This window comes from Labrys sp. 22185 (genome assembly GCF_052045555.1).
Lineage (GTDB): Bacteria > Pseudomonadota > Alphaproteobacteria > Rhizobiales > Labraceae > Labrys > Labrys neptuniae.
Genome location: NZ_JBQEPH010000026.1, coordinates 57,658 through 71,735 on the forward strand (window position 1 = coordinate 57,658; position 14,078 = coordinate 71,735).

The window sequence follows — 14,078 nt, forward strand, 5'->3', positions numbered from 1 at the left end:
GTTCTGCAGCCTCGCTCGTCTTGCCAGAACGAAGCGCCTCTTCACCCCACCCGGGACTTCGTTCGCCCCTCCCCCTCCAGGAGGAAGGTAGCCCCCTATTTCGCACCCAGCGTATTCTTGTAGAACTTCAGCTGGTCCTCGGTGCCGATCTGGTCGTTGAGGTCCTTCCAGCCATCGGCGACCGCCTTGACGGTGGCTTCCTCGTCGATCTCGCCGGCCAGGAAGCGGGCGATCGCCTCATCCAGCACCACCTGCTGATATTTCTGGTTCTGCGGGATGCGCAGGTCCAGGATCATGTTCGGGCTGTTGAGGCTGTCCTTGATGGCACCGAGATAGGAGGCCGCCGCCTTCTCGCTCATGCCGGCCTTCTTCCAGCCGTCGTTGTAGCTGAGCTGGGAGGTGCGATAGGCGTTGAAGCCGGTCTTGCCGATGGTGACGTCGACATTCGACTGGGCCGGCGCGCTCATATAGGAGAAGAAGGCATACGCCGCATCCTTGACCTTGTCCTTGGCCTTGACGTTGATGCCGCCGCTCCAGCCGCCGAAGGCGGCATAGGGCGCATGGTTCACGCCGTCGATGGCATTCGGGCAGGTCTCCTTGGAGCAGGCTTCGAGCTTGCCGGTGTCCCAGTTCAGCACCTGCTTGACCCCCGGCATGATGGTGGCGCCCGTCTTGTCGATCACCTTGGAGGTCGCGGGATCGATGGCGAGCACGCCGACATCACCCCAGTCGAGGTTGAGGGCGCATTTGCCGGAAGTGAACAGCGGGCGGGTGTCCGACACGTCCATGTTCAATTCGTCCGGCGGGCCATACTTGCCGGATTCCTTGAGGAAGGTCAGCGCCTTGCGGAAAGCCTCGTTATCGACGAGCGGCGTCATGTCCTTGGTGTTGAAGAAGGTGCCCTGCGGCGTGCCCTTCGACTGGGTCATCGAGCCGACCACGTCGGTGACGAACCAATAGCTCTGGGCGTTGCGCTTCTTGGCGATGCAGGAGCCATAGACCTTCTGGCCGTCGACCTCCATGCCGTTCAGCTTCTTGGCCGCTTCCAGATATTCGTCCCAGGTCGTCGGCGGTTTCAGCCCTGCCTTGTCGAAGATATCGGTGCGGTAATAGAGCATGTGAAAATCGCCATCGAACGGCACCAGATAAGTCTTGCCGCCATAGCTCGACGAAAAGTCGCGGAAGAAAGGGGCGATATCGTCCCAGGCAATCGCCTTGTCCTTGGCGACCCGGCCGCCGATGTCCTCCAGATAGCCACCGGCGACATAGTCCACCATCCATTGCGGCGCGAACACGGCCGCATCCACGGAATTGGTGCCGCTCGCCCAATCGGTCAGCACCTTCTGGTAGAGATCGGAAAAGGGCACCGCGATCACGTTGATCTTGGCGCCCGTCAGCTTTTCAAATTCCGGCGCGCGCCGCTGCAGCGGCTCCTGGATGGCGCCCGTCTGCGTCATGATGTTGACGGTGACGCCATCGAATTCGCCCGCCTTGGCCGGCAGCGCCGCTCCCGCGAGCGCCGCAGCCATCAACGCGGCGCCAACAACTCCGCCTTTCGAAGCCATTCATCCCTCCCAAATGTCGTTTTTGTGTTTTTATGCCGATGTCAGGCGCTGCATTCACGCCAGTACATCCCTGCAGCCGGACATCGCGAGCCGATTATGGCACCGGCGCTGAGAAAACGTCAAATGTCGGATCATTGACTGGAAGATCGCTTTTATTCCAGAATCAGCTATAGGATCGGCGATGAGTTCTTGAACGCTATACCGTCGATGAAAGCATTGTTTACCTGCCCGTCAAGTTCACCTCTCCGGCTCCTTGCCGCAAGGGACAGTACAGTTTATCTTTCAATATTCTCGCGTTATTTCCTCTACTGTAATCTCCCGGTTTAGTCGCGGATGACCGCAAGAGCCTAAAGACCAACGACGACATGTCTCCCCGGTTCGTGATGAATGACTGGCCATGTGAGGAAGCGGCATCGTGTTTGCGCCCTTGATGAAAGGCCATAAGGGGCTGGTTCGCGTCGGAGCGTCGCAATGGAGCGTATGCGAGGTCGATCCTCACTTCGTCTTCAAGCTCGGCCCCTGGCCCGCCAGATATGTCGCCATCGAAGTCATTTCGAACGGCCCAGAGCTCGAACCGCATCTTTACATCGATACCGGCTATGGTTTTCGGCCCGAACAGGTACTGCCGCTGCCGGCGGCGCGTCACGGCGTCTATGCCTTCCGGACCAGCGGCATCAAAGGCTTCCGTCGCGTGCGCTTCGACCCCTGCGAGGACTATCCGGGGGCGAACGGGGAGCAGGGCGGCTTCACCCTGAACATCCGCACGGCCCGCTCCCTGGCCTCGCTCCGCCGGCAGCTCGGCACCGCCGCCGACCACTTGCATCTGCTCGAGCTCGACGAATTGGCCAAAGCGCCGCCACCTCCGCGCCAGCTCCCGCCGGAGGAGCATTTTCGGGCCGTCCTGCATCTGGCCGAGGCCGGCCTTCGGCAGATGGAGCCATCCGAGGAAAGACCGCCGGCACCGCTGCTGTCCTTCGTGGTTCCGCTTCGCGATACGCCGACCGCCTTTCTCGATACCCTCCTGAACTCGCTGCGCGGCCAGCGCGCCGGCAACTGGGAACTGCTCCTGTGTGACGATGCATCCAGCAACAGGGCTACCCTCGCCTGGCTCGAACGCCTGGAGGGACAGCCTCGGATCCGCATCCTGCGCAATCCGCGCAATCAGGGCATTGCCGACACCACCAATCTTGGCCTCGCCGCGGCGCAGGGGGAATGGGTCGGCCTCATCGACCATGACGACGCCCTCGCGCCACTGGCCCTCGACTATCTCAACGAGACCATCCGCCGCCATCCCGACGCACAGTTCATCTATACCGATGAAACCATCACCGACGCCAAGCTGAAACCGACGGGCTATTTCTTCAAGCCCGCCTATGACCCCGTGCTGTTGTCGGGGGTCAACTACATCAATCACCTCTCGCTCTATCGGCGCCAGCGTCTGCAGGCGCTGGGCGGCCTGAGCGCCGGCTTCGACGGTTCTCAGGATTATGAACTCCTGCTGCGCTATCTCTCGGGACTGCCGGCCGAGACCATCGTCCACCTGCCCTACCCCGCTTATCTGTGGCGGCGGCACCGGACGTCCTTTTCCAACGCCAACCTGGCCACGGCGGTCGGCCACGCCCGCCGGGCTCTGGCCGCGCATTATGCCAGCGACGGCATCGCCGCGCCGGTTGGTCCGGCACTGGTACCCGATCTTCACCGTGTCGAACTTGCACCCGATCGCCGCCGGTGGCCTTCCGTCAGTATCGTCATTCCCAATCGCGACAGTCCCGCTTTGATCGGCCGCCTGCTGGCCGACCTCTATGAACGCACCGACTATGCCGATTTCGAGATCATCATCGTCGACAATGGCAGCACGAACGCACAGACGCTGTCTCTCTACGAGACCATGGGCGGCCAGCACGACAACTTCCGGACGGTGATGACAACCGAGCCCTTCAACTTCTCGCGCCAGGTCAACCGGGGCATGCGGGAAGCAAGGGGACAGGCGATCCTGCTGCTCAACAACGACATCGAGATCGCCGCCGCCGACTGGCTCAAGGAAATGGTGAGCTGCCTCGACTATCCGCAAACCGGCATCGTCGGTGTCCGCCTGCTCTATCCCACCGGCAGGCTGCAGCATGCGGGCGTCATCGTCGGGCTCGGCGGTCTGGCCGGCCATTGGTACGCCAACGCAGCGCAGGACTCGTCGGGACCCATGAACCGTCTCAAGGTACGCCAGACGCTCAGTGCCGTCACCGGCGCCTGCATGCTGATCTCGCGCCAATGCTACGCCCGGGTCGGCGAGTTCGACGAGACGGCTTTTGCCATCGCCTATAACGATGTCGATTATTGCCTGCGTGCAGCCGCCGCCGGCCTGCGGACCGTGTGGACGCCCTTCGCCACCCTCACCCATCATGAATCCGCCTCACGGGGCAGTGACGAGAACAAGGCGAACAAGGAACGCTTCCAACGCGAAAAGGAGGCCTTACGCCAAAAATATCATACGGATGCCTTCGAGGATCCAGCCTACAGCCCCTGGTACTCCAGGCATTTGGCCACCCCCCGAGAAATTCTGCCGCCAAGCCTGCCATCGCCGCGCTCCTGGACGACAATCCCGACTGGTTCCGGCGAAACCGACATATCCCTCCTGTTCAAGGCCGACCAAGCATGACCGTCATCACCGGGCACCAATCCCGCAAGGCACGGCCGCCGGCATGAAGCTTACGCCGCTCGTCGATGTCGTCCTGCGGGACGGCCGGACCATCTCGCAAAGTGGCCTGCCCTGGCTCAGGATCGAAGCGCCGGCGCGGCTGTGGGCCGGGCGTTGGGTCCGCCTCGTCTTCGAGGCCAGCCTGCTCGACCCCCTGACCCGGCCGATCCTGCGCATCGTCCGCCCAGGCGGCGAGGAGGATGTGATGCTGCCCGCTCCGTCCTTCGGTCGCGGAAGCTGGATCGGCTTCCTGCCGTCCGATGCAACCGAGCTGCACCTATCGCCGGTCGATTGGGCCGGCCCGTTCGCGTTCCGGCTGGTGAGCCTTGGCCGCGTCGGCCCGTTCCAGCGGTTGGCGAGAGGCGCACGGCGCCACCCCAAGGCGGTCATGAGCGCGCTGTGGGCCGGCATGCGCGGCAATCGGCAGGTGGAGCAAACTCGGCTCAGGCGTGCGTTGGGGGCGACGCCCCTCACCATGTACGATGCCTGGCGCCTCGAGCGCAGCCGCGCCATCGAGTGGACAGGCCTCGACATGCCGGCGCCGGCTGCCCTCGGCATAGGTTTCCATCTCGTCATCATCGGGGATCCATCGAAGCATGCGGCGGCGTGGCACGACTTCCTCGCCTCCCAACCACTCAGGGGCATCGCCCTGTCATGGGCTTCCCCCCAAACCTCCCTTGCTCCCCTCCTGAACGGGATCGCGGAGGATGATCTGGTGATCGGCCTGCGGGCAGACGACCGGCTGACCGCTTTCGCCCTGGCCGCCGTTGCCCAGCGAGCCGTCGAAGACCCGGCAGCCCTCTATTATGGTGACGAGGAATGTGACGGCACGCCCCGCTTCAAGCCGGACTGGAGCCCCGTCCTCGCCCGCCATGCGGCGTTGCTCGGGCGGGCCTGGTTCGCTCGTGCCAATTGGCTGCGTCAGGCCATGCCCTCCGGCGCCACGGTCGAGGACCTGCTGTTTCGTCCGCCCGTCGACGCCCTCGTCCGGGCCGTGCATATTCGCCGCATTCTGCTCGCCACCTCGCATGCCAGCCCGGCCGTTCCTCTTCCTCCGCTCAGCCCGGCCGTCATGCTCGCCGGGGGACAGTCGCCGATGTCGACGATCATCATTCCGACCCGGGATCGGGCCGACCTGTTGTCGGCCTGCATCGGCAGCCTGCTCGACCGCACCCCGCAGGACCGTTTCGAGGTCGTCATCATCGACAATGGCAGCAGGGATCCGGATACCCTGGCCTATCTGGAGAACGTGACGAAGGACCCTCGCTTTTCCATCCTGCGCAGCCCCGGATCCTTCAATTTCGCAGCCATCTGCAACGAGGCAGCAGGGCGGGCCCGCGGTGACACGCTGGTCTTCCTGAACAACGACACCGAGATCCTGTCCGACGATTGGCTGTCCCGGCTGACGGGCTGGGCCCGGCAACCGGACATCGGGGCCGTCGGCGCGAAACTTCTCTACAAGGACGACACGCTGCAACATGGCGGCGTGGTGCTCGGCATGGGCGGGCGGGCCGCCCATTTCGAGCGACGCCTGCCACGCACCGACACCGGCTTCTTCGGACGGCTCTCCCTGCCGCATGAATTGTCGGCGGTCACGGCCGCCTGCCTGGCGGTCTCGCGCGAGAAGTTTCGCGACATCGGCGGCTTCGACCAGCACAATCTTCCGATCGACCTGAACGACATCGATCTGTGCCTGCGCCTCAACGAGCGCGGCTGGCGAACCTTGCTGGATCCGTGCGTGGTGCTGCACCATCACGAGTCCGCCTCGCGCAGCAACAAGATGCCGTCCGAGGTCCTGTACCGAAAAGAGATAGGATATTTCCGTTCGAAATGGCTCCACCTACTTAGGAACGACCCCTACTTCCATCCCGCGCTCTCGCTGGAGTGGTATAGGGCGGCCCTCGGTTGAGTGCAGTTTTTTGAGATTTTGTCTCGAGGTAGATTATTTGGACATAAATTTCGGGCTACATATTGCGGCGCAGCGATTTTAAGGTCTCATCCATGCTGAATTGCGCTATGAAGAGATGGGGGCTGGGCCATCATAGTGGCATATCGAGAAACACTGCCGACTGGAAAAGTAAATGCTATCGAGATGGCTTGGCAAGCTGCGGCGCCAATCGGTTCCCGCATTCCTATCCGAGCAGAAATCGCTAAAAGTATTTGATCGCTATGTAGTTTCGATGCCCAGCCATCAGAACGCCGTCGATGTCATCCCAGGTTGGAACAGTGGCTTTCCGCCGGAACTGGGTATTAGTGCCGGGCCGCTGGCGACCTATCTGGACCCGCGGATCGCCTGGATGATGAATCAGCACGGCCCGCTCGAGGGCAAGGTCGTCCTGGAGTTGGGACCGCTGGAGGCCGGCCATACCGTCATGCTCGAACGCGCCGGCGCCATGGTCGATGCCGTCGAGGCCAATCAGTCAGCTTTTCTGCGCTGTTTGATCACCAAGGAGATCTTCGGCCTGTCGCGGTCGCGCATCTGGCTCGGCGATTTCGTCAAATGGCTGGAGAACACCGAGAAAACCTACGATCTCATCGTCGCGTCCGGCGTGCTCTACCATGCCGACGATCCGCTGCATCTGATCGAACTGATCGCCAAGCGAACCGACGCGGTCTATTTCTGGACCCATTTCGTGGACGATGAATTCATGCCGCCATCGGATCCGAGACGAGCCGTCTTCGCCCGCCAGCCGCAGGTCCAGGATTTTCACGGCATCGCCGTGCGAACCTATCCGCGAACCTATCGCGGTGCCGCCAAACATGCCGAATTCTGTGGCGGTCCCATGGATCGGCATCGCTGGCTCAACCGCGACGATTTGCTGGCCGCCCTGCGGGCGGTCGGCTTTGCCCACATCACCTTGGAGGACGAGGATCCCGACCATCGCTACGGGCCGGCGATGTCGATCTATGCGCGGAAATAGAACGGTCGATCCCGAGATCCTCGAGCAGGCCGGCGCCCGCGGCAGGCTCGATCGGACAGGAATAACGGTGCGGATGAGCGCAATCTGGATATGAGAACGGATCTGAAGCAGCAAAAGGACGGCGAAGCCAAGGAGCTCCTGCCGCCCCCCGGCCCGGAGGAACGGCCTAGGCGGACCGGGCTTGCCTTGCGCCAGTTCGCCAATGCCACCAAGGTGTTCCGCGGGCGGAGCACAGACGTCACCGTCGTCGACGATACCCGTTCGCCCGAAGCCGTTCCCGACCTCGGTTCGCGCCAGTCCAGGCCTTATCTGTGGAGTTTCGTCCTGCTGGTGCTCATCCCGAGCATCGCCGCGTTCGTCTATTTCTTCGTCATCGCATCGGATCAGTTCCAGTCCGAAGCCCGTTTTACCGTGCGGGCCATGGAGCCGGAAATGTCGGACAAGGGCGGCGAATCGGAAACCGCGGCCACCCCGACGAGCGGCTCGATGATACCCGTAGCAACCGCCCAGAACGCGCATATCGTTGCCAACTACATCCGCAGCCGTGCCATCATCGATGACATCGGCGCGCAACTGAACATCCGCGAGATCTTCCAGCGTCCGGAAGTGGACCGCATCGCCCGCCTGTCCAATAAAGCTTCGATCGACGAACTCACCGACTATTGGCAGCGCAAGGTGGATGCCTATGTCGACCCCGTCTCCAACATCGTCACGGTGGATGTCACCGCCTTTCGCGCCGAGGATGCCCTGCGGCTGAACCAGGCCGTGCTGGCCGAAAGCGAGAAGCTGATCAATCGCATGTCGGAGCGGGCGCGGCGGGACGCGACCCAGGCCGCCGAGGCCGAAACGCGCCAGGTCTTCAAGCAGTTGCAGGACAGCCTCAAAGCGCTGCAGGACTTTCGCAACAAGGACGCGCTGATCGATCCGAGCCAACAGGGTACCCAGATCGCGACCTTGCTGATGCCCCTGATGACGGAACGGCTGAAGCTGAAGAATGACGAGGCGGTGATGGCGGCCGAGCTTCAGTCCGACGCCCCCAGCCTGCGTGTCCTGCGCAACCGCATCGCCTCCCTGGAGGAGCAGATCGCGGCGTTGCGCGGACAATTGACCGGCAGCGACTCCCAGACCCTGGCTACCTCGCTTGCCAAATATGAAGAGCTCGACGTCGACCGCCTGCTCAACGAACGCAAATACGCCCGGGCACAGGCGGCGCTGGATCGCGCCGAGATCAGGGCACAGAGACAGGCCGTCTATCTGAGCATGTTCGTGCCGCCAAGCCTGCCCGAATTCGCCAAATATCCCTACCGCCTCGTCTATCCCCTGATGTTCTTCCTGTCCCTGCTGATCATCTGGGCGATCGGCGCCCTCACCTATGCGTCCGTGGAAGACCATCGGCTGTGAGCAGCGGCGACCAGCACTCCGGTTCGGCCATGCGGGTGGGAGGCCACGGTCGGTGAAACGGCTCAGGTCCCTGCTGAAATCGTTTCGTGAACGCCCGGCGATCGCAGCCGATTTCGACCCTGTCTTCTACGCCGCCCATCATCCCGATCTGCAGGGCCTGCCCAGTGCCGAGCGTCTGTGGGCCCATTATGTCGAGCATGGCCGGCGCGAAGGGCGTCCACGCAATCTCGGCGAGGCAATCGCGGAGTGGGAGCGACGCTTTGGTCCGCTACCACCCGCCTTCGACGTCACGGCCTATCGCCTCCTCAACGAGGACCTTGCCCGCGCTTACGTGCACGACCACCAGTTCATCCGCCATTTTCTCGAGCATGGCAGGCAGGAAGGCCGCCCCTTCCTCCTCGACATGCCGACCGGCGGAACGAACGCCGTTCCCGGCGCCTGGCCAGCTCTGTTCCGCACGCCCGAATTCACGGCGATGGCCCGGGATTGGCTGCCCTCGACCGCCCTGTCGCGCGCCGAGGCGCTGCGCATCTTCGTGGAGAGTGGCATCGAGCGCCTCGCTCCGATCAGCTTCAAGCACGGCTTCGACCCGCAGTTCTATCGCCAGACCTACGGCCGGGCCGAGGCAACCGATGCGGCTGAGCTCTACCGGACCTGGCTCGCCGAAGGCGTTTCGGCCGGCCGCGCGCCCAACGAAACCGCATTCCTGGAGCCCTATCTCGGGGGGCGCTGCTATCCCGCGGATTTCGCCTGGCAGGCCTATCGGGCGGGGCTGCCGCCGGCGGAAAGCGCCGGGATAGCCAATCGTGCCGGGGCCTTGGCGCACCTGTTCGAACGAGGTTTCGAGACGAATGGGGACCTCGGCAATATCGCCGGTTTCGATCTCCTGGCGGCAATCGGAGACTTTCAGCTCAGGCGTGGCCGTCTCGCCCTGGCGGCCCGAGCCTATGACCAGGCCGAGGCACGCGATGCGGCCGGGTTCGACGGCTCGCTGCTCTATCGGCGCGGCAAGGCCAGACAGGCTCGATCCGCCGGCGAAGCCCTGTCCGATTTCCGCCTGGCAATCGCGCGAGACGACCATCCCTGGGATGCCGTGCAGGCAACGATCGCCTTGTTGATCAGCGAAAACGCCTTCGAGCAGGCCCTGCACGTCCTGCGCGAACAACAGGAACGCTGGAACGAGCGTGCCGACTTCCTCGCCTGCGTCCATCGCACCCTTCAGGCCTGGTTCGATCATGCCAAGGCCGGCGCGCTCGAGCTCTACGCCCTCGGGAGGCGCAAGGAAGCCGACAGCGTGATCGAGGCCGCCCTCGCCGGCATTGAGGCGGCACTCGTCGCGCTCGACCGCCTGCCGCCCGCACTGCCGCTCCCAGCCGGGGGCACCGTCATCATCCTGGCCAACCAGCAACTGCGCCAATGCCGGCACTATCGGGTGGAGCAGAAACTGCGCCAGTTCGAACAGGCCGGCTTGCAGGCCGAGGCCTTTGACGAGACACAGGCCGAGGCGTTCATTGCCGCTCTTGCCGGCGCCAAGGCCGCACTGTTCTATCGGGTGACCGCAACGCCTGCCGTGCAACGAGCCATTCTGCATGCCCGCGCCCTCGGCTTGCCGACCTATTACGAAATCGATGACCTCCTGTTCGACGGCCGCTATTTCCCACCGGACCTGTCGACCTATGAGGGACAGATCACGCCGCACGAGCACCTTCAGCTCCAGCTCGATGTGCCGCTCCATCGCTTCGCCATGAGGCTGTGCGACACGGCGATCGCCTCCACCTCCGCGCTCGCCCGGCACATGCAGCCGCTGGTTCGCCTGGGCAGGTCGCTGGTGCTGCCCAACGGGCTCGACGCGCGCAACGACGCCTTCCTCGCCCGCAGGCGCCAATTGCAGCCGACCGACAAGCCGGTGACCCTGTTCTACGGATCGGGCACCAAGGCGCATAATCTCGATTTCACCCGGGAGCTTGCTCCCATTCTTCTCGACCTCCTGCGCGACTATCCGCAGTTGCGCCTGGTCGTCGCCGGTCATCTGCGGCTCGAGCCGGAATTCGCTGTTCATGCCGACCGGATCACCCGGGTCGGCTTCGTCGAGGATATCGACGAATATTGGAGTGTACTGCAGGCCTGCGACATCAATCTCGCCGTGCTTTCGCCTGGAGAGAGCGCCGACTGCAAGAGCGAAATCAAATGGCTGGAGGCCGCCGCCTGCGCCATGCCATCCGTGGTCAGTGCCACCGCCACCTATCGCGAGGTACTGTCGCACGGCGTCGACGGCTTTCTGGCCGAAAACGGGCAGGAATGGCGCGATTGCCTGAAGGCTCTGATCGACTCCCCCGAATTGCGGCTGGACATCGGGAACCGGGCCCGCGAGAAAGCCCGGCAGCGCTACGCACTCGACAGGGGCGCCGCCATCCTGGCCGAGACCTTCGCCCCCGCAGGACGCGAAAGCACCTCCCCGTCATCATCATCGCCATCGCGTCTCAAAGTACTGGTCTGCAATGTCTTCTTCGCACCGCAAAGCCATGGCGGCGCTACCCGCGTGGTGGAGGACAATGTCGATCACCTCATCGATCATTGCCCGGATATCGAGGTCAGTATCTTCGCCAGCGACGAGGGACGCCTGCCCTATGAGAGCCTGAGCTGTGACAGCTACAGAGGCCGTCCGGTCTTCCGGGTTTCCGTCCCACCGGCCCCTCTGCGGGACTGGCAGCCCTTCAACCCGAACCACGGCAGGCAATTCCGTCGAGTGCTCGATCTCGTCCAGCCGGACATCGTGCATTTCCATTGCATCCAGCGCCTCAGCGCTTCCATCGTCGAAGCCGCGGAGCAGGCCGGGATCCCCTATCTCATCACGCTCCATGACGGCTGGTGGCTCAGCGATTCCCAGTTCTTCATCGATCGCGATGGTATCCTGCGGCTGCCGGGTGAGAACCCGTTCGACACCTCCGCCATCGAGGGGGTCAGCCTGCCGCAGTCGGTCGCGCGTCGCCAGGCACTGGCCGCGCTCCTGGGTAAGGCCGCGGCAGTGCTCGCCGTGTCGCAGTCCTTTGCCGCCCTCCATCGAGATGCCGGCATCGTCACACCGGAGGCGCTGGAAAATGGCGTGCCCGCGCTGGAGCTCCATCCGCGCCGCCGCAGAACGGACGGCCGTCTCGCCCTCGGGCATCTGGGGGGCCGCTCGATCCAGAAAGGCGCCACCCTTGTCGAGGCCGCCCTCCGCAAGGGTCGTTTCGAGCGCCTGGCCCTGACCATGATCGATCACGCCCTCGCGCCGGATGAACATCTGCCCACTCGCTGGGGCGCCACGCCGGTTCTCCTGCGTGGCCCCTGCCCTCCGTCAAAGGTGGCGGCGCTCTATGCCGAGCTCGACACGGTGCTGGCGCCTTCGGTCTGGCCGGAGAGCTTCGGCCTGGTCGCCCGCGAAGCGGCCTCGCTGGGCCTGCGCGTGGTGGCCTCCGACAGGGGAGCGATCGGCGAATGCATCCGCCTGCCCGAGCAAGGCGTGGTCATCGATGTCTCCAGCGATGCGGCGCTCACCGAGATCCTGGGGGCGATGAACGCCAATCCCGAGGCATGGCGGGCCGGATCCCCTCCAGCACAAGGCCTCCTGCGCAGGGCTGCAGACCAGGGTCGCGAACTGGCGGATCTCTATCGTGCCATTGCGCTGCGCTGCGCTGAACGCAGCGCAATGGCACGTCTCAAGTCAGCCGGCGACGAATGACCCCGACCAGGCCGATACAGATGAACCAAGCCAGGATCGAACCCAGCAGGACCACGCCGATACTGAGCCAGCGGCGCGGATAACGCGGTTCCTCGGCCTCGGCCGGCATTTCCACGGTATGCAGATAGAGCATTTTACGTTCGCTGTAGATGCGCGCCATGTTCAGGCTGATCGAGGCCTGGGCATAGCGTTTTTCCGCGATCTTCTGCTCGAGATCGAGATTGGCGAAGAGGCTGAGCTTCTGGGACAGGGCGCCCTTGTCGCCCTGCTGCTGCATCGTGGTGATGCGGTTCTGCACGCCCTTCACCTGCTCCTTGAGCGAGGCGATCCGCTGGGCCGCCAGGCGCATCTGGGGCGCATCGGCGGCAACATAGGCCGAGCGGGTCGCATATTCTGACTGCATCGTCAGCAACTGGCCCTCGAGCTGGGTCAGGAGCGTGCCCAGATTCTTGCTCTCTTCCTTGATGTCGAAGACCCCTTCCGCGTTACGGGCCTTCTCATAGGCGACGCGCGTGGTCTTGAGAGCCTCCCCGGCCAGCTGCAGATCTCGTTCCGACGCCGAGACGGTGTCCTTGAACATGCGCTCGTTGAGTTGGTTGATCATTGCCTCGCATTGCTGGATCACTGCGGTCGCGATCGTCTTCGCATCCGCGGCGCTGAACGCCCGCACGCGAAGCGTGACGATACCGGACGGCATGGACACTGCAGCCGAGGAGCGCCGTGTCCAATAATTCGTGAATTTCTCGATCGGCAACGCCGCATTGAAACGGGAGAAACGGTCGATCTTGTCCGAGCTGTAATATTTACGCAGATCGATGGAGTCCTGCAGCTTGGCCACCAGGGCCTGGCTTTCGGCATAGGACACCACGATCATCGTATCCTGCACGATCGCGATCGGCGGCAGGCCGGTAGCCGAGCCGAGATCGTCCATCTTGGGCAGGGCACCGCTGGAGACCGTGAATTTGGCGATCGATTCATACTGGTCGGAAGCAATGAAGCCGAAATAGGCTATCGACGCGATATTCGGCAGAACCACGACGAGAACGAGCAGAACCAGGCGGATAATGCGCTCGCGCGCCCGTCGGCGCAGGCCCTGTGCCCCATAGAAGGCCTGCTTGGACCGGCTGGAGAAACGGGCACGACGCGAGGCATCGGACAGCGCCTTCGAGACGGACCGCACGCGTTCGATCGATCTGCTTTGCCGATCGTCGATTTCAGTCTGGATATCGTTCATCGATCCGTCAGCGGTTCAAACGGTTGTACATGGCAATGGCGTCGGGCACGTTCGGGTACATGGTCAGCCGGCCATCCGCCAGGACGCCGCCTCGGTCGCAAAAGGTCGAGATCGTCCCCATCGAATGAGAGACCACGATGAGGCCGGCATTCTTGCGCCGCTCGTCGAAGGCCTGGCGGCAGCGCAGCTGGAACTTGGCATCGCCGACGGCGATGATCTCGTCGATGAGATAGACGTCGAACTCGATCGCCATCGACAGGGCGAAGGCAAGTCGGGCCGCCATGCCGGAAGAATAGGTCTTGATGGGCACGTCGAGATAGTCGCCGAGTTCGGAGAAATCCTCCACGAAGCGGGCTGCCTTGGCGATGTCGGCGCCATAGGCCCTGGCGACGAAATGCACGTTCTCGCGGCCCGACATGGCGGGATGAAAGCCGCCTCCAAATCCGATCGGCCAGGATATGCGGACGGAGCGGCGGATCTTGCCGCCATTGGGCATCTCCGTCCCCGCAATCAGCCGCAGCAGAGTGGATTTCCCCGCCCCGTT

General features: G+C 63.5%; 8 protein-coding genes. 5 read left to right on the forward strand and 3 right to left on the reverse strand.

Translation table 11 applies throughout. From position 1 onward, the window contains the following. Positions 1-95: 95 nt before the first annotated feature. A complete protein-coding gene (locus ACTJKX_RS30510; protein WP_440727563.1) occupies positions 96-1,565 on the reverse strand; it encodes an ABC transporter substrate-binding protein in 1,470 nt (489 codons plus the stop codon). 415 nt (positions 1,566-1,980) lie between these two features. Between ACTJKX_RS30510 and ACTJKX_RS30515 the strand changes: the two genes are divergently transcribed. The 5 genes from ACTJKX_RS30515 (at position 1,981) to ACTJKX_RS30535 (ending at position 12,300) form a co-directional block, all read left to right on the forward strand. After that, complete coding sequence (locus tag ACTJKX_RS30515; protein ID WP_440727564.1) at positions 1,981-4,218, forward strand: glycosyltransferase family 2 protein; 2,238 nt, start codon at positions 1,981-1,983, stop codon at positions 4,216-4,218. Between the two features lie 43 nt (positions 4,219-4,261). Further along, the gene (locus tag ACTJKX_RS30520; RefSeq protein WP_440727565.1) at positions 4,262-6,166 is read left to right on the forward strand and encodes a glycosyltransferase family 2 protein; all 1,905 of its coding nucleotides are present in this window, start codon (positions 4,262-4,264) and stop codon (positions 6,164-6,166) included. Between the two features lie 271 nt (positions 6,167-6,437). Continuing rightward, the gene (locus ACTJKX_RS30525) at positions 6,438-7,178 is read left to right on the forward strand and encodes a class I SAM-dependent methyltransferase (RefSeq protein ID WP_440727566.1); all 741 of its coding nucleotides are present in this window, start codon (positions 6,438-6,440) and stop codon (positions 7,176-7,178) included. A gap of 90 nt (positions 7,179-7,268) precedes the next feature. Continuing rightward, positions 7,269-8,579 (forward strand): capsule biosynthesis protein, encoded by a 1,311-nt coding sequence (locus tag ACTJKX_RS30530; RefSeq protein WP_394314925.1) that lies wholly within the window; start codon positions 7,269-7,271, stop codon positions 8,577-8,579. A 52-nt stretch (positions 8,580-8,631) separates the two neighbouring features. Next, a complete protein-coding gene (locus ACTJKX_RS30535; RefSeq protein ID WP_440727567.1) occupies positions 8,632-12,300 on the forward strand; it encodes a glycosyltransferase in 3,669 nt (1,222 codons plus the stop codon). Here the strand turns inward: ACTJKX_RS30535 and ACTJKX_RS30540 are convergent. Beyond that, positions 12,278-13,534 carry a lipopolysaccharide biosynthesis protein gene (locus ACTJKX_RS30540; RefSeq protein WP_440727568.1) on the reverse strand — a complete coding sequence of 419 codons (1,257 nt, stop codon included), beginning with the start codon at positions 13,532-13,534 and terminating at the stop codon, positions 12,278-12,280. The genes ACTJKX_RS30535 and ACTJKX_RS30540 overlap by 23 nt on opposite strands. 7 nt (positions 13,535-13,541) lie before the next feature. After that, on the reverse strand, positions 13,542-14,078 hold a 537-nt coding region (locus ACTJKX_RS30545), incomplete at its 5' end, for an ABC transporter ATP-binding protein (protein WP_440727569.1).

What these genes read in the sequence shown, in the direction of transcription:
- ACTJKX_RS30530 (WP_394314925.1), top strand. Translation starts at nt 7,269, where the DNA reads ATGAGAACGGATCTGAAGCAGCAAAAGGACGGCGAAGCCAAGGAGCTC.
- ACTJKX_RS30525 (WP_440727566.1), top strand. Translation starts at nt 6,438, where the DNA reads ATGCCCAGCCATCAGAACGCCGTCGATGTCATCCCAGGTTGGAACAGT.
- ACTJKX_RS30540 (WP_440727568.1), bottom strand. Translation starts at nt 13,534, where the DNA reads ATGAACGATATCCAGACTGAAATCGACGATCGGCAAAGCAGATCGATC.
- ACTJKX_RS30510 (WP_440727563.1), bottom strand. Translation starts at nt 1,565, where the DNA reads ATGGCTTCGAAAGGCGGAGTTGTTGGCGCCGCGTTGATGGCTGCGGCG.
- ACTJKX_RS30520 (WP_440727565.1), top strand. Translation starts at nt 4,262, where the DNA reads ATGAAGCTTACGCCGCTCGTCGATGTCGTCCTGCGGGACGGCCGGACC.